The 18,323-nt window shown below is 68.4% G+C and carries 14 protein-coding genes and 2 tRNA genes; 7 read left to right on the top strand and 9 right to left on the bottom strand.

The genetic code is table 11. The annotated features are described in order from the left end of the window. Window positions 1–45: 45 nt before the first annotated feature. Window positions 46–1,377, top strand: coding sequence for a replication-associated recombination protein A (locus tag SYV04_RS28745; protein ID WP_321549140.1), 1,332 nt, complete (start codon window positions 46–48; stop codon window positions 1,375–1,377). A 4-nt stretch (window positions 1,378–1,381) separates the two neighbouring features. Here SYV04_RS28745 and SYV04_RS28740 read toward each other — a convergent pair whose 3' ends face one another. The 3 genes from SYV04_RS28740 to SYV04_RS28730 form a co-directional block, all read right to left on the bottom strand. Then, entirely contained in the window at window positions 1,382–2,830 is a 1,449-nt protein-coding gene (locus SYV04_RS28740; RefSeq protein ID WP_321549139.1) for a sigma-54-dependent transcriptional regulator, read from the bottom strand. Continuing rightward, window positions 2,827–4,392: an ATP-binding protein gene (locus tag SYV04_RS28735; RefSeq protein WP_321549138.1), complete on the bottom strand. Its 1,566-nt coding sequence runs from the start codon at window positions 4,390–4,392 to the stop codon at window positions 2,827–2,829. Before SYV04_RS28735 ends, SYV04_RS28740 begins: the two co-directional genes overlap by 4 nt. Window positions 4,393–4,611: 219 nt before the next feature. Beyond that, window positions 4,612–5,550 (bottom strand): GGDEF domain-containing response regulator, encoded by a 939-nt coding sequence (locus SYV04_RS28730; protein WP_321549137.1) that lies wholly within the window; start codon window positions 5,548–5,550, stop codon window positions 4,612–4,614. Between the two features lie 127 nt (window positions 5,551–5,677). Here SYV04_RS28730 and SYV04_RS28725 point away from each other — a divergent pair, with 127 nt between their 5' ends. From SYV04_RS28725 to SYV04_RS28715, 3 genes are all read left to right on the top strand, one after another. Next, window positions 5,678–6,472: a glycosyltransferase family 2 protein gene (locus SYV04_RS28725; RefSeq protein WP_321549136.1), complete on the top strand. Its 795-nt coding sequence runs from the start codon at window positions 5,678–5,680 to the stop codon at window positions 6,470–6,472. Between the two features lie 12 nt (window positions 6,473–6,484). Further along, complete coding sequence (locus SYV04_RS28720; protein WP_321549135.1) at window positions 6,485–7,330, top strand: ChbG/HpnK family deacetylase; 846 nt, start codon at window positions 6,485–6,487, stop codon at window positions 7,328–7,330. 127 nt (window positions 7,331–7,457) lie between these two features. Continuing rightward, on the top strand, window positions 7,458–7,811 hold the full coding sequence (locus SYV04_RS28715) for a DUF6748 domain-containing protein (protein WP_321549134.1): 354 nt from the start codon (window positions 7,458–7,460) through the stop codon (window positions 7,809–7,811). On the opposite strand, the gene SYV04_RS28710 is transcribed toward SYV04_RS28715, so the two are convergent. The 6 genes from SYV04_RS28710 to SYV04_RS28685 all read right to left on the bottom strand — a co-directional run bounded on the left by SYV04_RS28710 (window position 7,798) and on the right by SYV04_RS28685 (window position 16,968). After that, window positions 7,798–8,469, bottom strand: coding sequence for a class I SAM-dependent methyltransferase (locus SYV04_RS28710; RefSeq protein ID WP_321549133.1), 672 nt, complete (start codon window positions 8,467–8,469; stop codon window positions 7,798–7,800). The two genes, SYV04_RS28715 and SYV04_RS28710, sit on opposite strands and share 14 nt — an antisense overlap. 34 nt (window positions 8,470–8,503) lie before the next feature. Further along, the gene (locus tag SYV04_RS28705) at window positions 8,504–9,634 is read right to left on the bottom strand and encodes a mannosyltransferase family protein (RefSeq protein ID WP_321549132.1); all 1,131 of its coding nucleotides are present in this window, start codon (window positions 9,632–9,634) and stop codon (window positions 8,504–8,506) included. Between the two features lie 47 nt (window positions 9,635–9,681). Further along, window positions 9,682–11,916, bottom strand: coding sequence for a fatty acid oxidation complex subunit alpha FadJ (gene fadJ, locus SYV04_RS28700; RefSeq protein ID WP_321549131.1), 2,235 nt, complete (start codon window positions 11,914–11,916; stop codon window positions 9,682–9,684). Beyond that, window positions 11,916–13,214 (bottom strand): acetyl-CoA C-acyltransferase FadI, encoded by a 1,299-nt coding sequence (fadI, locus tag SYV04_RS28695; protein WP_321549130.1) that lies wholly within the window; start codon window positions 13,212–13,214, stop codon window positions 11,916–11,918. Before fadI ends, fadJ begins: the two co-directional genes overlap by 1 nt. 134 nt (window positions 13,215–13,348) lie before the next feature. After that, window positions 13,349–14,386, bottom strand: coding sequence for a uroporphyrinogen decarboxylase (hemE, locus tag SYV04_RS28690; protein ID WP_321549129.1), 1,038 nt, complete (start codon window positions 14,384–14,386; stop codon window positions 13,349–13,351). Between the two features lie 188 nt (window positions 14,387–14,574). Further along, window positions 14,575–16,968, bottom strand: coding sequence for an isoamylase (locus SYV04_RS28685; RefSeq protein ID WP_321549128.1), 2,394 nt, complete (start codon window positions 16,966–16,968; stop codon window positions 14,575–14,577). Window positions 16,969–17,242: 274 nt separating this feature from the next. Between SYV04_RS28685 and SYV04_RS28680 the strand changes: the two genes are divergently transcribed. The 3 genes from SYV04_RS28680 to SYV04_RS28670 all read left to right on the top strand — a co-directional run bounded on the left by SYV04_RS28680 (window position 17,243) and on the right by SYV04_RS28670 (window position 18,226). After that, window positions 17,243–17,314: transfer RNA gene (locus SYV04_RS28680), tRNA-Val, on the top strand. An 8-nt stretch (window positions 17,315–17,322) separates the two neighbouring features. Next, window positions 17,323–17,399: transfer RNA gene (locus tag SYV04_RS28675), tRNA-Asp, on the top strand. A gap of 47 nt (window positions 17,400–17,446) precedes the next feature. Further along, window positions 17,447–18,226, top strand: a complete 780-nt coding sequence (locus tag SYV04_RS28670) for an endonuclease/exonuclease/phosphatase family protein (protein WP_321549127.1) — start codon at window positions 17,447–17,449, stop codon at window positions 18,224–18,226. Window positions 18,227–18,323: the final 97 nt, after the last annotated feature.

Raw genomic sequence — 18,323 nt, 5'->3', positions numbered from 1 at the left:
AAGGCGTGCTGGAGGAAAAGAATGGGAGCGATAGGTTCTCCCCATATGGACCTCTTCGACCACGCCAGCCAGAAGGAGCAGGAGTCCCAGGCCCCCCTGGCCGAGCGCATGCGCCCCACCACCCTGGCCGAGTTCGTCGGGCAGGAGCACCTCACGGGCGAGGGCCGCTTCCTGCGCCGGGCCATCGAGCAGGATCAGGTGCCCTCGCTCCTGCTCTGGGGGCCACCCGGCACGGGCAAGACGACGCTGGCGCGGGTGATTGCCCAGTCCGCCGGGGCCGCCTTCGAGTCGCTGTCGGCCGTGCTGTCCGGCGTGAAGGACATCCGCGAGACGGTGGCGCGGGCCCAGGACCGCTGGAAGATGAACCGCCAGCGCACCCTGCTCTTCATCGATGAGATCCACCGCTTCAACAAGGGGCAGCAGGACGCGCTCCTGCCCCACGTGGAGAAGGGCACGGTGACGCTGATTGGCGCCACCACGGAGAACCCCTCCTTCGAGGTGAACGCGGCGCTCCTGTCCCGCTGCCGCGTCGTCACCCTGCGCGGGCTGGAGGAGGAGGAGCTCATCTCCGTGATGCGCCGCGCCCTGGAGTCCCCCAAGGGCCTGGGTGGCAAGGTGCAGGTGGAGGACGAGGCGCTGGAGTTCATCGCCCAGGCCGCGGGAGGCGACGCGCGCAAGGCCCTCACCGCCCTGGAGGCCGCGGCCGCCTACGGGGGCACGCGCGTGGACAAGAAGGCCGCCGAGGAGGCGCTGCAGCAGAAGATGCTGCTCTACGACAAGGGCGGCGAGGAGCACTACAACGTCGTCAGCGCCTTCATCAAATCCATGCGCGGCTCGGACGTGGACGCGGCGCTCTACTGGATGACGCGCATGCTGGAGGCCGGAGAGGACCCCGTCTTCGTCTTCCGGCGCATGGTCATCTTCGCCTCGGAGGACATCGGCAACGCGGACCCGCAGGCGCTGGGGGGGGCGGTGGACGCGCTGCACGCCTTCCAGCTGGTGGGGATGCCGGAGGGCGTGCTGCCGCTCACCCAGGCGGTGACGTACCTGGCGCTGGCGCCCAAGTCGAACGCCGTGCTCACCTCCTATGGCGAGGCGCGGGCGGCGGTGACACAGGAGGGCGCGCTGCCGGTGCCCATGAACCTGCGCAACGCGCCCACCAAGCTGATGAAGTCCATGGGCTACGGGGGCGGCTACAAGTACCCCCACAACTTCGAGGGCAACTACGTGCCGGAGGACTACCTGCCCGAGGCGCTCAAGGCTCGCCGCTTCTACAAGCCCACCACGAACGGGCGTGAGCGAGAGCTGGCCGAGCGCTACGAGGAGTTCCAGCGCCAGCTCGCGGCACGAGGCCGCGAGCCCGGCGAGGAAGGCTGAACGGCTAGGCCACTTCTAATGGCGAGTTGCCCTCGCCCTTGCGCGTCTTCATGGTGCGGCCTGCCACCTCGTACTGCTTGAGCAGGCGGCGGAAGTTGGAGCGGTCCACGCCCGCGGCGCGCGCGGCGCTGGAGACGTTGTTGTTGTTCCGCTCCAGCAGCGCGGTGAGGTAGCGCCGCTCGAAGGCCCGCATCGCCAGGCGCTTGGCCTGCGCGTAGGGCAGGTGCGCCAGGCTGAACACCTCCACCGGAGAGCCCGCCTGCGGCGACTCCTGGAAGCCCGGCGGCAGGTCCTCCACGTCCAGCACCTCGTTGGAGGTGAGCACCACCGCGCGCTCAATCACGTTCTCCAGCTCGCGCACGTTGCCCGTCCACCGGTTCACGGTGAGCGCCTCCATGGCGCGCGGGGTGAAGCCCGTCACCTTCTTGGCCAGCTTCGCCGCGTACATCTTCAGGAAGTGGTGGGCCAAGAGCGGCACGTCCTCCGGCCTGTCGCGCAGCGGCGGCAGGTCGATGGTGATGACGTTGAGGCGGTAGAAGAGGTCCTCGCGGAACTTGCCCTGCTCCTTGGCGCGCGTCAGGTCCACGTGCGTGGCGGCAATCACCCGCACGTCCACCTTCACTGGCTCGTTGGCGCCCACGCGCTTGACTTCACCCTCCTGCAACACGCGCAGCAGGCGTACCTGGGTGGCGGGCGGCACATCGCCGATCTCGTCCAGGAAGATGGTGCCGCCGTCGGCCGCCTCGAACAGACCCTTCTTGTTGCCGGTGGCCCCCGTGAAGGCCCCCTTCATGTGGCCGAACAGCTCGCTCTCCAGCAGCGTCTCGGTGAGCGCCGAGCAGTTGATGGCGACGAAGGGCTTGTCCTTGCGCGCGCTGCGGTAGTGGATGGCGCGGGCCACCAGCTCCTTACCGGTGCCGCTCTCACCCTGGATGAGCACCGTGGCCGTGGAGTGGCTCACCGTCTCCACCAGCTTGAAGACGGCGCGCATCTGCGAGGACTGGCCGATGAGGTCCTCGAACTGGCTGCGCGCGGTGAGCGCCTCCTCCAGCGCGCGGGTACGGTCCTTGAGCGCCTTGCGCTCGGCCGCCTTGCCCACCGTCAGGCTCAAGTCGTCGATGTTCTCGAACGGCTTGGTCAGGTAGTCGTACGCGCCGGCCTTCACCGCCTCCACCGCGGTCTCCACCGTGGCGTAGGCCGTCATCATGATGACCTCGACGTCCGGCCGCTCGGCCTTGATGGCCTTGAGCAGATCCATGCCGGACAGGTGGGGCATGTTGATGTCCAGCACCGCCACGTCGATGGAGGGGTCCTTCGCGGCCGCCAACCCCTCGACGGCGTCGTCCACCGCGACGACGGGGTAGCCCTCGCGCTGCAGAATCGAAGTGACGGCCTTCAGAACGACGGTGTCATCGTCCACCACGAGGATCTTGGCGCGTTTGGGCTGGGTCACGGCAACCTCTCGAGCTGCAGGGGTATGGGAAGAAAGACGGTGAAGCGGGAGCCCTGGCCGAGCTGAGTGTCGACCTGGAAGACGCCCCCGTGGTCCTGGACGATGCGGTAGGCGATGGACAGGCCGAGCCCTGTCCCCTCGCCGGGGGCCTTGGTGGTGAAGGACGGCTCGAAGATGCGCGGCAGGTAGCGCTCCTCGATGCCCGTGCCCGTATCGGAGACCGTGAAGAAGCAGCGGTCCCCCTCGCGCCCCGTGTCCACCTTGAGCTCACCTTCCGCATGGGGCAGCGCCTGGAGCCCGTTCTGCAGGAGGTTGAGCAACACCTGGGACAGCTGCGCCGGATCGCCGAACAGCTTGGGCAAATCACTGGCCAGGTTCAGCTCCAGCTTCACCTTGGGGTTGGCCTTGAGCTGCGCCTTGAAGAGCACCGTCGCGTCTTCCACGCACTTGGACAAGTCGAACGGCCGGCGGTCCTCGACACGACTGTGACGGCTGAACTTCAGCAGGCTCTCGACGATGCGCTTGCAGCGCAACGCGCTCTCCTCGATGAGATCCAGCGACTCCTTGTCGTCCGCGTTGCGGCCCTCATCGCGCTTCATCAACTGCGCGAAGGCGAGGATGCCGCCCAGCGGGTTGTTGATCTCGTGCGCCACGCCGCCCGCCAGCTGGCCCACCGCCGCCATCTTCTCCGTCTCGATGAGCCGCTTGGTGAGCGCGTGCTCCTCGGTGACGTCGCGGTACGAGCACACCACGCGCCCATCCCCCGGCATGGGGAAGGCGGCCACCACGTAGCTGCGCCCCGCCTGCTGAATCTCCGCCCGCGCGCTCTTGCCCGTCTCCAGCGCCACCGGCAGCGGGCAGCCCTGGCACGGCGTGTCCCGCCCGAAGAGGTACTGGTAGCACGTGGCCGCCGAGGCGTTGGCCCCCTCTCCCTGCGAGGCCACCTTCAGGTACGCCATGTTCGCCCGGCGCACCGAATAGTCCGACTGCATGACGGCCAGCGGCGACTCGATGCAGTCGAACGTCTGCTCCCAGTCGCGCTTGGCCTGGCTGAGCATCAGCGTGCGCGACTCGACGCGCGCCTCCAGCTCGGTGTTGAGCTGCTTGAGCTCCGCGTTCTGCTCCTGCGTCACCCGCATCAGCCGCTCGTTGTCCTCCACGAGCGCGTACTGCTCGAAGGCGCTCTTGACGGTGAGCACCAGGTGGCTGTCGTTCCACGGCTTGGAGATGAAGCGGAAGATCTCCGAGCGGTTGATGGCCTCTTCGATGGCCGTCTGGTCCGCCTGACCGGTGAGCATGATGCGCTGGGCGCGCGGTACCTGCTCTTTCACGCGCGTGAGGAAGTCCACCCCGTTCATCCCCGGCATGCGGAAGTCAGAAATGACCACCTGGGGCGCGAACAGCTCCAACCGCCGCAGCCCTTCCTCGGCGTCCGTGGCGGTCTCGATTTCCCATTCTCCGCGACGCAACACGCGCCGGATGGACTTGAGGATGTTCTCCTCGTCGTCCACCAGGAGCAGTCGCCCGCGGGAACCCGCCTCCTGTGTGTGCGTAAGCCCCACTCTCAGCCTCACCTATCTTTCCGTGTCAAACATTTGCAATGACGCGGCCACCGGATACCCAACACAGGGCGGCGCCAACCTGTTGATTCTTCTCTTTTTTAAATTTCGTGACAAAGACCCACCCCGGGTCATTCCATACCCTGAAGGTGACAAAGGGTCCATATCGACCCAGGTGCGATCGGGAATGACCCGGGTCATTCCGGTTTATACGGATTTGTCCTACCCCCGTCGGGAGCCCGCCAACAAGGAGACGGGCGAGTGCAGGCAGATGCGGTTGCGCCCTTCGGTCTTGGCCCGGACGAGCGCCTCTTCGGCGGTGAGCACGAGCTGCTCGGGCGAGAGCACGGTGCGGTGGGGGAAGCTGGAGATGCCCAGGGAGACGGTGACCTGGAGCTGCCGCTCGGGCCCCAGGTGCAGGCCGCCCATCTCCTTCCAGATGCGCTCGGCCACGGTGATGGCGCCAGCCATGTGGGTGCGCGGCAGGAGCACGGCGAACTCCTCGCCGCCATAGCGGGCGACGAGGTCCGTCTCGCGCACGGTCTTCTGGAGGACGCGGGCCACGGCGCGCAGGACTTCGTCCCCCACGGGCTGGCCGTGGCGGTCATTGAGGGCCCGGAAGTGGTCCAGGTCCACGAGGATGAGGGCGAGCGCATCGTCGTAGCGCTGGGCGCTGCGGAACTCCTCGCGCAGCCGCTCCTGGAAGTAGCGCCGGTTGTGGACGAGCGTCAGCCCGTCCAGCACGGAGAGCTTCTGCAGCTCGATCACCTGCGCGCCCAGAGTTCCCAGCGCCAGGTGGTGGGAGAAGCAGCGCTGCATCCGAACGCGCAGCTCCTCCTCGTCCCAGGGCTCGGACACCACCTCCACCCCCAACCGAAGGGCGGTCAGGCGCAGCTCGCGCGCCTCCATGGGGGCAATGGCGAGCACGGGCACCCGCCTGGTCGGCACCTCGACATCCATCAGGCGGCGCAGCAGCGCCAGGTCATCGTCCGGGCCCAGGCACCACAGGACGAGATCCACCTCCATGGCGAGCCGGAGCACCTCCGGGCCGGGAGGCACCACCCGGGGGGCATAGGCCTCGGATCCCAGCGCTCCGGCCAGCTTCGCCGCAGTCGCCCGGGAATCCTCTACCACCAGCAAGGCGAAGGGCTTGTCTCCCACACTGTCCCCGTGAAGTAAGGCCGGGGACGGTAGCATGGGCTTCCGAGCGAGGGCGACTCCCACGATTGCGTCCCAGGGCCGCCGTCTGCTACCCAGCCTCTCTCTTCGAACGTCGCGAGGACCTTCCTTGGCCACCTACCCGAGCATCAGCCTCTTCCTCCCCGCCTGGAACGAGGAGGACTACGTCGAGCGCGCCGTGTCTCGGGCCCTGGACGTGCTGCCGCGGCTCACGGACGACTTCGAGATCATCGTCGTCAACGACGCGTCCACGGACCGCACCAAGGAGATCGCCGAGGAGCTGGCGACGAAGATTCCGCAGCTCAAGGTCATCACTCACCCGGTGAACCTGAAGCTGGGCGGGGCGATGCGCACGGGGCTGTCGGCGTCCACCAAGGACATCGTCGTCTACTCGGACATCGACCTGCCGTGGGACCTGAGAGAGCTGGAGCGGGCGCTTCACCTCATGGACTACCTGGAGGCGGACATGATCTGCGCCTTCCGGTTCGACCGGACGAGCGAGGGGCCCAAGCGCATCCTCTACTCGTTCGTCTACAACCTGCTCATCCGCTCGCTGTTCGACATCAACATCAAGGACGTGAACTTCAGCTTCAAGGTGATGCACCGCCGGGTGCTGGAGTCGGTGGAGCTCAAGAGCCTGGGCTCGTTCATCGACGCGGAGCTGGTGGTGAAGGCCATCCGCAAGGGCTTCCGCGTCTTCCAGATGGGGGTGGACTACTTCCCGCGCACCCGCGGCGTGTCCACGCTGGCCTCGCCCTCGGTCATCATGAAGATGGTGCGCGAGCTGGTGAACCTCTACCCGGAGACGCGCGAGCCACCTCAGGCGATCAAGCCGGTGCGGCTGCCTCCGGACGTGGCGCCGCTGCATGCCACCCCCGCGGCCTGGCGCCGCAAGCACGGGTAGGCGGGTCGCACTGTGGGACGAGGCCGCACGCGCCTCATCGTCAACGCGGACGATCTGGGGCTGCACCCTTCCCTGGACACCGGAATCCTCCGCGCGCACCGCGAGGGCATCGTCACCAGCGCCACGTTGCTGGCGACGGGCCCCAGCGCGCCCGAGGCCGTCTCCCGCGCGAAGGCCCAGGGGCTGGCGATGGGCGTCCATCTGGCGCTCTCCACGCGACTGCCCAGCGCGGCTCCTGCGGCGGAGGTACCCACGCTGGCGCCGGGTGGGCGGCTGCGCGCGAGCTGGGCGGACTTTGCCCGCGCGTGGCTCACCGGCCGGGTGCGGCGCGAGGAGGTGGCACGGGAGCTGGAGGCGCAGCTGGCCCGCGCCCGCGCGCTGGGCGCCGAGGTGGACCACCTGGATGCGCATCAGCACCTGCACCTGCTGCCCGGCATCCGTCCGCTGGTGGAGACGCTCGCGCGGCGGGAGGGCTTGCCCCTGCGCTGGCCGGACCGACTGCCTCGCGCCGCGTGGCTGCGGGCGCCGGGCCCCGCGCTGAAGACACTGCTCCTGTCGGTGCTGGCTCGGACGGCACGCCCCACCTCGGGCGTGCGGCGGGTGAGCGCGGGAGGCGTCTTCGAGGCGGGCCGGCTGGATGAGCCCACCCTGCTGTCCCTGCTGGACTCGCTGCCCGAGGGGGACTTCGAGGTGGGCTGCCACCCCGGTGAGGGCACGCCCCACGTGCCAGAGGATCCGGCGTGGACCTACGGCTGGCAGGCGGAGATGGAAGCCCTGACCAGCCCTCGGGTGAAGACGCGGCTACGGGAGCGCGGCATCACCCTGGCTACCTACGCGTCCCTGCGCGCCGAGGGCTGAGGGCTGAGGGCATCGCTGCGCTGACGATTCGCGGCGGGCCTCGACGGATTCTTGAGGGGGCTGTCTCCTCAAACGCGTGAGATCCCTAGAGAGGGGGGCGGGAACACGCCTTGCACTGCCCCCATGCATGCGAAAGTCCCTCGTAGCGTTCCTGATGATGGGTGCCTCGGCGTGTGGTCTGCCCGGGGCGCTCGACTCGGACAACCCGCCCACCACCTCGGGCCAGTCCGGCAAGTACCAGCTCACCAACAGCGGGATTCAGTGTACCCAGGCGCCCTGCCCCACCATCCTCGTCACCGCCCTGGGCACCGATGACTCGGTGCTGGTGAGTGACATCGCGTTCCCCGACTCCATGCCCCTGGAGCGCCGCAAGCAGCTGGCCAACCAGCTGTTCGAGCCGGGCGGCCTTGTGGCGGAGGGCACTCCCCACGGAGAGGGAATGGAGGGGGTGTTCGAGCTCGAGTCCGTCACCGAGCCGTAGAAGCTTCCGCCACATAGAGGATGTGCGGGGTGGTGTAGCCGGCATCCAGCTCCACCGTCTCGCGCACCTCGAAGCCCGACGCTCGCAGCAGGGTCTCCATCGCGCTGCGCGGCTTGAGCACCAGCCCGCCACCGGCCTTCGTGCGACCGATAAGCTTCACCATCACCCACTCCTGCGCGAGGCACTTGTAGTGCTTCCAGGAGTGGTCCCCTTCCGCCTCCTTCAAGAGGAAGCGCCCGCCGGGCCGCAGCAGGCTCCGCACCGTGCGGAGGAACGCGGGCCACCGCTCCTCGGGCAGCAGGTACAGCACGTCACACACCACGGCCGCGTCGAACTGGCCAGGGCGCAGGGCCGCGAGGCTCTCCACGGTGCCCACCTCGGCATGGACGTTGGGGAGCCGGCCGGGGCCTTGCGAGGCCCACATCACCTTGCGCGGATCCGGATCCACGCCGTACACGGTGCGGCTCGGGTCGGACAGGGCCATGAGCGCGGAGAGCAGCCCATGGCCACAGCCCACGTCGGCCACGGTGCCCCCCGCGGGCAGCCGGTGGGCCATGGCCTCCAGCGGCGCGGAGAAGGCCCGGGCTCGCACGTGGAAGCGCTCGGCGCGAGGCAGCGAGGAGAACAGCGCCAAGGACTGATCGAGGAGCGTGCTCACGAGACGTTCCGTTCGGAGAAAAGGATGCCCTGCATCATGAGACGTACTGCGCGGCCCCGAAGGCCGCGGCCAGCGCGAGCATGAGCGCCGCGCTGCTGGCAATCACCCCGAGGCGCAAGCGGGGGCGCTCGCGCAGCAACAGCGCCAGCGTGAGGAACAGCGGGAAGGCGGGCAACAGGTAGCGCCCCATTCCCATGAAGTCCTTGCTGGAGAGCGCGGGCAGTCCAACGATGGCGGCCGAGTAGAGGCCATAGCCCCAGCCCAGCCGCTTCACGGTGGGCCACACCAACGCGAGCGCGCCCAGGGTGAAGGCGGCGTGCCCCACCAACCTCAGGAAGTCCCCCACCGGCATGCCCCGGAAGAAGCCCTGGAACCAGCGGACCTTGGCCCACGTGCGCCAGCCGGGCATCTGGTCCCAGCCGGGCGCGGACTGCACCTTCACGAAGGCCATCGGCTCGCCAAAGGTCCGCCAGAGATAGAAGACGTAGAGCAGGAACCCGGTGGCGGCGAGCACCGGAAGCAGATCCGTGACACTCCAGCGCAGGCCGCGCTCGTGCTTCCACTCCAACCTGCGGGCCAGCAACCCGAGCACGAGCGCGGGCGCCACGGGCCTGGCGGCGGTGGCCACGGCCGCCAACAGCACGGCAGGCAGCAGGTGCCCCCGCTCCAGGAGCAGGAAGGCGCCGACGATGAGCAGCAAGAAGAACGCGTCCGAGTACATCGCCCCGTAGAGGAAGAAGGCGAAGGGGTACAGGGCGAGCAGCAGGCCCGCGTTGCGGACGGTGTCCTCGTCGGCGCGCGTGCGGGCCCAGAGGGTGAAGAGCACCAGCGCCAGCACGCCACACACCATGGTGAACAGCACGCCGGCCAGGAAGGTGTCGAGGCCCACCGACGTGAGCCCTCGGAGCACGAGCGGGTACGCGGGGAAGAAGGCCACGGGGCTCTGCTGCCCCGGCGTGTAGCTGTAGCCCTGGGTGGCGATGTGGGCGTACCAGCCGGCGTCGTAGCGCACCCAGCCCATGGGCGGAGGGAGCCCGGACCACGTCTCCCGGGCGGGGCTGTAGCCCTCGGGGAAGGCCCACGAGCTCACCGAGACGGCCACCGTACACGCCAGGAGCGCGCCGAGGGCCGTCAGGGCGATGAGGTGGGGGGCGGAGCGGTTCATGGCGCTGGGACTTCGTCCAGAACCGCTCCAGGGTCAAGGGTGACGGACTACCGGGGATAGAACGTCTTGTTCTCCTTCACCATGCCCTCCAGGGCCGGCGCGGGGGTGAAGCGCTCCCCGTACTTGTCCTGGTAGTGCTCCAACCGGCTGAGCAGCACCGCGGGAGTCAGGCTGTCCGCGTAGCGGAAGGGGCCGCCCAGGAACGGGGGGAAGCCCAGGCCGAAGATGGCGCCCACGTCCCCATCCCTCGGGCTGCGGAGGATGCCCTCGCCCAGGCAGCGGATGGCCTCGTTCACCATCTGCAGCGCGCAGCGCTCGGCCATCTCCGTCCGGTCGAAGCTCCGCCGCTCCGTGCCGTGCGGCAGCAGCGCGTAGATGGAGGCATCCACCTGCTTCTTCTTCCCGGCGTAGGTGTAGAAGCCCTTGCCGTTCTTGCGGCCCAGGCGCCCGTCCTCGATGACCTTCTCGAGCGTCTTCGGCGCCGCCAGTCGCTTGCCGAACGCGGCCTCCATGATGGGGCCGACCTTGTGGGCCACGTCGATGCCCACCTCGTCCAGCAGGGTGATGGGCCCCACGGGGAAGCCGAAGTCGACCAGCGCCTTGTCCAGCTCGGCGATGTCGGCGCCCTCGGCCAGCAGGTACGCCGCCTCGTTTATGTACGGGGCGAGGATGCGCGAGGTGTAGAAGCCCACGCCGTCATTGACGACGATGACCGTCTTGCCCTGCTTGCGGCCGACCTCCACGCAGGTGGCCGTCACCCACTCGGCCGTGCCCGGGTGGGTGATGATCTCCAGCAGCGGCATCTTGTGGACCGGGCTGAAGTAGTGCATCCCGATGACCTGCGCGGGCCGCTTGCTGCCCTTGGCCAGCTCGGTGATGGGCAGGCTGGAGGTGTTGGAGGCGAAGATGCAGTCGTCGCGGGTGACGGCCTCCGTCTCGGCGATGATGCGGTGCTTGAGCTTCAGGTCCTCGAACACGGCCTCGATGACGATGTCCACGTTCTTGAAGCCGCTGTAGTCGGTGCCCGCGGACACCATCGCCAGCTTCGCGGCGGACTCGCGCCAGGTCAGCGAGCGCTTCTTCACCCGCTCATCCAGGATGCTCTGCACCTGCTTGAGCGCACGCCCCACGCCCACGTCGTCGCGGTCCTTCACGCGCACCGGCACGCCCTGGAGCACCGAGGACACGTAGGCGATGCCGCCGCCCATCAGCCCGCCGCCGAGCACGCCGATCTTCTTCACCTCGCGCGCCTTCACGCTCGGGTTGGAGGTGCCGTTCTCCTTCTTGAGCGCGGTGGTGGCGAAGAAGATCTCCACCAGCCGCTTGGAGGTATCCGACACCACCAGCTCGCCGAACAGCCGCGCCTCGGTCTCCAGCCCTACCTTGCGACCAGACTCCACACCCGCGCGAATGGCCTCCAGGGCCTTCTCCGGAGCGGGGTACTTGCCGCGCGTCTTCTTGAGGAGCTGCTTGCGCGCCTGGTCGAAGAGGATCTTCCGGCCGAGCGGGTTGGCCTCGAGCGCCACCTCGGCCCACATCTCCTTGTTGGAGAGGCTCTGGAGCAGCCCCGACAGGCCCTTCTTCGACTGCGCGGCCACGGCCTTGAGGCGCTGGCCATGCGGACGCTCCACCTTCAGCGTCCCGGCGGCCAGCTCCCGCGCGCGCTGGAGCGCCACCGAGCGCAGCAGCGGCACCGGCACCACCTCATCCACCAGCCCGAGCTTCTTCGCCTTGGAGGGCTTCACGTTCTTGCCGGCGAGGATGAGGTCCAACGCCGCCTGGACGCCGATGAGCGCCGGCAGCCGCTGGGTGCCGCCCGCGCCCGGCAGCAGTCCGAGCTGTACCTCGGGCAAGCCGAGCGTCGTCTTCGGGCTGTCGGTGGCCAGGCGGTAGTCACACGCCAGCGCCCACTCCAGCCCGCCGCCGAGACACGAGCCGTGGATGGCCGCCACCACCGGCTTGGGGAACGCATCCAGCCGGTCGAAGCCCTCTTGGGCCTTGCGCGAGGTCTCCGTGGCCTCGGCTGCGCTCTTGATGGTCTGGAGGAAGTCGATCTTCGCCCCGGCCACGAAGTTGTCCTTCTTGCCGGAGGTGAACACCACCGCCTTCACCGCCGGATCCTGCTCCGCGCGGCCCAGCAGCTCCGAGAACGCCTCGCCCGTCTCCGGGGAGAGCGTGTTCACCGACTCACCTGGCAGATCGAACGTGAGGACCGCGACGCCGTCCTCGACCTGGTAGGTGAAGCCCTGCTTCGCCTCGAGCTCTTCGAGTTTGATGGCCATTACGCACGCTCCAGGACCACCGCGGCGCCCAGGCCGCCAGCGGCGCAGACGGTGCAGAGCACCGTGTTCTTGTTCCGTCGCTTCAACTCATTGAGGGCCTGGGTGACGATGCGCGCCCCCGTGGCCCCGAAGGGGTGACCGAGGGAGATGGAGCCACCGTTCACGTTGAGCCGCTCGCGGTCCACCTCGCCCACCGGGCCGCTCCAGCCGGCCTTCTTGGCGAAGGCGGGCGAGGCCAGGGCCTGGATGTTGCTCGCCACCTGCGCGGCGAACGCCTCATGCATCTCCACCAGGTCGATGTCGGCCAGCTTCATGCCGGCGCGCTGCAACGCGATGGGCGCCGCATAGGCGGGCCCCTGCAGGAGCTGGTCCCCCGGGTCCGTGGCGGCGTAGGCGTGCGCGCGCAGGTAGCCGAGCGGCTCCAGCCCGAGCGCCTTGGCCTTCTCCTCGCTCATCAGCAGCAGGGCGCCGGCGCCATCGGTGAGCGGCGAGGCATTGCCGGCGGTGATGGTGCCGTACTTGCGGTCGAACACGGGCCGAAGCTGCCCGAGCGCCTCCAGGCTGGTGTCCTCACGGACGATGTTGTCCTGGGCCGCCACGTCCTCGTACTTCGGAGGGACGACGACGTGCATCACCTCGCCATCGAAGCGGCCTTCCTTCCAGGCGCGCGCGGCGTTGTGGTGCGAGGCAAGGGCAATGCGGTCCTGCTCCTCACGGGAGATGCCGTTCTCCTTGGCCATCTTCTCGGCGCTCTCACCCATGGTGAGGCCGGTGGAGTACTCGGCGATGGCCGGCGGCACGGGCAGCAGATCCTTCGCCTTGAGCTTCTGGAAGGGCTTGAGCTTGTCCGGGAAGCTCTTGGCCTTGGAGGCCGCCACCAGCGCATGCGCCAGCGGGCGACTGGTGAAGATGGGGGCGTCCGACATGGACTCGGTGCCACCCGCGATGACGACGTCCGCCTCGCCCACGGCGATGGCATTGGCCGCCGTGGTCATCGCCTGGATGGAGGTGGCGCAGGCGCGCGCCACGGTGAACGCCTCGATCTTGCGCGGCAGGCCCGCGGCGATGACCACCTCGCGCGCGATGGAGGGGGCCGTCAGCGTGGGGATGACCTGCCCGAAGACCACCTGGTTGATTTCATGGGGATCGATGTCCGCCCGCTGCACCAGCTCCTGGACCACCAGCTTCCCCAGGTCCAGGGCGGTGAGCCCCGAGAAGACGCTGCCCGCCTTCACGAACGGAGTCCGCAGCCCACGGACGATGGCCACTCGACGGTGGCCGTTGCTCTCACGTGCCATGTTCCTCACCTCCAACTGCGAGTGAGGAACTTGTAACGGCCCTTGATGCGACGCGTCAACGGGAGATTGATTCTAGAGTCAATCGGCGGACGAAGCCCGGCTGCTCGCATGGAAAGCCGGGGGTTTGCCGAGCGTCAGGGGCTCTGGCGGAGCGCGGTGCCGTAGCGGTGTACGGAGTCCACCAGGAACTTCGCGGCCTCCGGATCCGTGGGCGGGAGGATGCCGTGGCCGAGGTTGAAGATGTGCCCCACCGGCCCTGCGCGCTTGAGGATGTCCACCACGCGGGCCTCCAGCTCCTCGCGCGGCAGGAAGAGGTGGAGCGGATCCAGGTTGCCCTGCACCGCCACGTCCTGCCCCAGCACGCGCCGGCCCTCGTCCATCTGGATGCGCCAATCCAGGCCGATGACGTCCGCGCCGGTGCGCTTGAGCAGCGGCAGGTGCGGAGACATGCCCGTGCCGAAGACGATGACGGGCACGCCCGTGGCCTGCAGCTCCTTCACCATCCGCGTGAGGTACGGGAGGCTGAAGCGCTCGAAGTCGTAGGGGCCCAGCTCTCCGCCCCACGAGTCGAAGATCTGGACAACCTTCGCCCCCGCCTCCACCTGCATCTTCAGGTACGGGATGAGCGTGTCGGTGAGCTTCTGGAACAGTGTGTGCGCCAGCTTCGGCTGCTCGAAGAGCAGGCGCTTGATGAGCATGTAGCTCTTGGAGCCGCCGCCCTCGACCATATAGGCCGCCAGGGTGAACGGCGCGCCCGCGAAGCCGATGACGGGCACCGAGTCATTGAGCGCCTTGCGCGTGCGGCGGATGGCCTCGGCGACGAAGCCAGTGCCCTCCACGGGGTCCGGCACCGCCAGCCGCTCGATGTCCGCCGCGGTGCGCACGGGGTTGGGGAAGTGCGGCCCCTTGTCCCCCAGCTCCAGGGCGATGCCCATGGCCTCCACGGGGATGAGGATGTCCGAGAAGATGATGGCCGCGTCCACACCCAGGCGGGTGATGGGCTGCACCGTCACCTCGGCGGCCAGGTCCGGGTGCTTGCACAAGTCCAGGAACGCGATGTTGCCGCGGATGGCGCGGTACTCGGGCAGGTAGCGGCCCGCCTGGCGCATGAGCCACACCGGTGTGGTGTCGGTGGGCTGGCGGCGCGCGGCCTTCAGGAGTCTGTCGTTCATGCGGGAGTCCTCCGGCGTCGTCTGGCGCCGTGCTCCGCCCATACCGGACTTCGACGCGGAAGTCCTGCCCCACGCACCGCCCCGCGCTCTAAATGACGCGGGCCGGACCCACTCCCCACGGAGCGAGCCCGGCCCTGAAGTTTCGGAGGCAGCGGCCCTATCCTGCGCCGCGCCTTCGAGCCCTGCGCTTACTTGGCGATGAGCAGCAGCACGCCCCGGCCGCACACGCCGTAGACGTAGTTCTCGCCGCCCAGCAGCGTCTCGGCGCCGGGGCTGGCCACCTGGCTGGCGCCCTCGGCCCAGTTGCAGGTGTCCGTCACCCGGTACCAGCTCTTGCCGGTGCCCGGCCACGGCAGCTTGAAGTCCACGTTGCCGGACCAGCCGTTGTAGGCCACGTAGATGGCGCTGGCCGGGTCACCGAACTCGGTGCCGTCCACGCGGAAGGCCAGGGCGTGGTTGCCGCCGTTGTTGAAGTAGGCGGAGTCCGGCACCAGGCCATCGGGCTTGAACCAGCGGTGCTGCTCCATCACGTTCCCGTTGTTGTCCACGGCGCTGTAGAAGTTGAGCGGCCGCAGCGCCGGGTGCGCCTTGCGGAAGGCGATGAGGCGCTGGGCGAACGTCTTGAAGCTCGTCTGGTCCGTGGTCAGCACGTAGTTCAGCCAGTTCTTGTCCGAGTCCAGGTTGTAGACGTTGTTGTTGCAGTACTGGGTGCGGAGGAACTCGTCGCCGCCGGTGAACATCGGCGTGCCGGCGCTCAGCATCAGGAAGGCGAAGCCGTTGCGCGCCGCCTTGCGCTGGTCCGCGGCGATGCCGCCCTGGTCCCAGCTGTGGTTGTTGTCCTCGCCACCATCCGAGGGGCCGTAGGGCCACGCCTGGTTGTTGTTCTTGCTGTTGCAGCTGTAGAGGTCGTCCAGGGAGAGGCCGTCGTGGGCCACCATGAAGTTGATGGAGTTGAACGGCTTGCGGCCATCATCGCCGTACAGGTCCGACGAGCCGGCGAAGCGCGTGGCCAGCTGGCTGGGCGTCACCGTCTCCATGCCCATCTGGTTCTGGTCCTTGCGCAGCGTGTCGCGGAAGATGCCGTTCCACTCGGACCAGGCCCCTGGGAAGTTGCCCACCTGGTACGAGTTGCCACCGATGGCCCACGGCTCGGCGATGAAGTCGGTGCCCACGCCGCCCGCGGCCGCGCGCGGCGTCAGGGTGTTCAGGATGCGGTTGAGCGCGGTGCCGCTGTTCAGCTTGTCGTAGTTGAAGCAGCCGTGCTCGCAGGTGTTGCCCAGCACCGAGGCCAGGTCGAAGCGGAACCCGTCCACGCCCAGCGTGTCCTTCCAGTACGCCAGCGAGTGGATGATGAGGTCCTGCGCCTTCGGGTTGAAGGTGTTGAAGTTGCCGCCCACGCCGGTGTTGTCCCAGCTGAACTGCTTGTCGGCCGTGAGGCTGTAGTAGGTGGGGTTGTCCAGGCCGCGGAACGTGTAGACGTTGAAGGTGCTCGAGTCGTTACCGTTCCACGCGCCGCCCTCGCCGGTGTGGTTGTAGACCACGTCGACGAAGACCTTGATACCGTTGTCGTGGAAGGCCTTGACCATCTCCTTGAACTCGCGCGTGGGGCCACCCGCCGACTTGTCGTAGGCGTAGCGGCGGTCCGGGGCGAAGTAGTTCAGGGTCATGTAGCCCCAGTAGTTGTCCCCCGCGGTGCTGGCGACGTTGTCGTTGGCGTCGTTCTCGGTCTCCTGCACGGGCAGGAACTCCACGGCGGTGACCCCCAGCGCCGCCAGAGAGGCCGCCTTCAAGCCCGCGCCCTTGTAGGTGCCCCGGTAGGCGGCGGTGATGCTCGTGTCGTTCTTCGTGAGGCCGCGCACATGCACCTCGTAGATGACGTCATCCTTCAGCGCGCGCGTGGGCTTGGTGCCGATGGACTGGGTATCCCCCGCCAGGACGACGCCCTTGGGCGCCCGCGCGCCGCTGTCCAGGTTGCGGTAGAGCGGCCCGGAGCCGAACACCGTGCCGTCCGTGCTGTTGGCGTTGGACGGATCGTGGCTGATCTCCAGCGCGTAGGGGTCCAGCAGCAGCTTGTTGGGGTTGAAGCGGTTGCCGCTCGCGTCGACATCCGAGATGAAGCCGGTGGCCGTACCCTTGGCCCAGCTGCTGTTGTACGGCCAGTTCGGGCCCCAGGCGCGATAGCCGTAGTACACGGGGCCGGTAATCCCGTAGGTGGTCTGCAGGGTGGAGACGGCCACGGTCTTCGACCAGATGTTGGTGGCCGTGTCCTTGGTCATCACGTACTTCACCACCTCCTGGGCGCCGTACGGAGTCTTGTAGAGCCACACCTCGAGGCGGGTGGCGCGCGCGGAGTAGACACGGAAGGTGATGTTGGCCTTGGTCGAGTCGTAGCTGGCCCCCAGGGTCCAGGTCACCGCCTCCTGCTGCTGGACGCCTGTCTGCTCGAGCTGCTCGGCGAGGAAGGAGGCGCTGGGGTCCGAGGGACCGCAAGCCGCCAGCGCCGCGACCAGGCTCGCGGTCAGGAGGGAACGCCAGGGCAAGGACCCGAGGGCCCTGCCAAGGGGGTCGGTGGCCATCTTCATGGGGGACAACTCCCAGCGCGGTTTCGGGGGGATGGATGCAGCGGGCCCGCGCTTGCCCGTAGAGCGGCCTTCCAGCATCTCACGGGGAGCAGAGTCAACGCGACCATGCCCGAAAGGACTGAAATGTCATGGAGCGAGCCCCCTGCCCGTCCGGGCTCCTGAGGGGCAGGTTGGGGCTTTTGGGGGAATGATCGAGGCCTCAAAAACGTAGGCTTGACAGTGGCGGAGGCGGTCGATACAAGGCCGCCCACGTTGGTCGCGGCGAACGCGCTCAGGGCGGATAGCTCAGCGGTAGAGCGTCGCCCTTACAAGGCGAGGGTCACAGGTTCGATCCCTGTTCCGCCCAAGAGTTGTGGGGAGTTAGTTCAGTTGGTTAGAACGCCGGCCTGTCACGCCGGAGGCCACGGGTTCAAGTCCCGTACTCCTCGCCAATAGAAGGGCCCGGAATCGCAAGGTTCCGGGCCCTTCGTCTTTGGCGGTGGACCTTCGAATCGCCTCGTACAACATCCTGGCGGACGCCTACCTCAAGCCCGAGTGGTTTCCGCACACGCCCGCGGACCTCCTCCGGCCGCAGGGGCGCCAGGAGGCGCTGACCCAGCGCATCACGGGGCTGGATGCGGACATCGTCTGCCTGCAGGAGGTGGAGCCCAACAGCTTCGCCGCGCTCCAGCGGGCGCTGGAGCCGCGCGGGTACTCGGGCGTGCTGGCCCTGAAGCAGCAGGGCCGACCCGATGGCTGCGCGGTGTTCCACCGCATGGAGCGTTGCCTGGGCCACCGAGCCCATTACTTCGGGGACCGGCTGGAGGACGGGCGCATCTCCGGGAACCTGGCGCTGGTCGTGGACTTCGATGCCGGAGGGGACCGGCTGCGCGTGGCCTGCACCCACCTGCGCTGGGACCGGCCGGACAAGCCCGTGGAGCAGCACCAGGGGATGCAACAGGCGACCGAGCTGCTCGAGGAACTGGTCCGGCGGGACTCGGAGGCCCTGTGGGTCGTGGGCGGCGACTTCAACGCGCAGCCTGGGGATCCGCTGGTCCGAGCGTTCGCGGCGGCGGGGCTGCTCGATGCCTACGCGGGAAGGCACCAGCCGACCTGCAACGCGAACGGCAGGCCCAAGACCATCGACTTCCTCTTCCACTCGCGCGCGCTGCAAGCGCAACCGGTCCGGCTGCTGGAGCTGGATGCCCAGACGCCGATGCCGTCGGAGACCGAGCCCTCTGATCACCTGCCGATCGCCGCGCGGCTGCTGCGCGCCTGAGCCGCCGCCACCTCTGCTTGCGAGCGCGGGAGGTGGTCTCGACGGGGCCCGGTGATTGAAACCCGCTTCCGCCACATGGTAGGACGAGGAGGGCCGC

This window comes from Hyalangium ruber (assembly GCF_034259325.1).
Classification (GTDB): Bacteria; Myxococcota; Myxococcia; order Myxococcales; family Myxococcaceae; genus Hyalangium_A; species Hyalangium_A rubrum.
This window is presented reverse-complemented; position numbering and strand designations above follow the sequence as displayed.

Bases quoted from the DNA above. Each gene is read 5' to 3' on its own strand.
- fadJ (WP_321549131.1), bottom strand. From the start codon at position 11,916: ATGGCCATCAAACTCGAAGAGCTCGAGGCGAAGCAGGGCTTCACCTAC.
- SYV04_RS28745 (WP_321549140.1), top strand. From the start codon at position 46: ATGGACCTCTTCGACCACGCCAGCCAGAAGGAGCAGGAGTCCCAGGCC.
- fadI (WP_321549130.1), bottom strand. From the start codon at position 13,214: ATGGCACGTGAGAGCAACGGCCACCGTCGAGTGGCCATCGTCCGTGGG.
- SYV04_RS28715 (WP_321549134.1), top strand. From the start codon at position 7,458: ATGCGAAAGTCCCTCGTAGCGTTCCTGATGATGGGTGCCTCGGCGTGT.
- hemE (WP_321549129.1), bottom strand. From the start codon at position 14,386: ATGAACGACAGACTCCTGAAGGCCGCGCGCCGCCAGCCCACCGACACC.
- SYV04_RS28685 (WP_321549128.1), bottom strand. From the start codon at position 16,968: ATGAAGATGGCCACCGACCCCCTTGGCAGGGCCCTCGGGTCCTTGCCC.
- SYV04_RS28705 (WP_321549132.1), bottom strand. From the start codon at position 9,634: ATGAACCGCTCCGCCCCCCACCTCATCGCCCTGACGGCCCTCGGCGCG.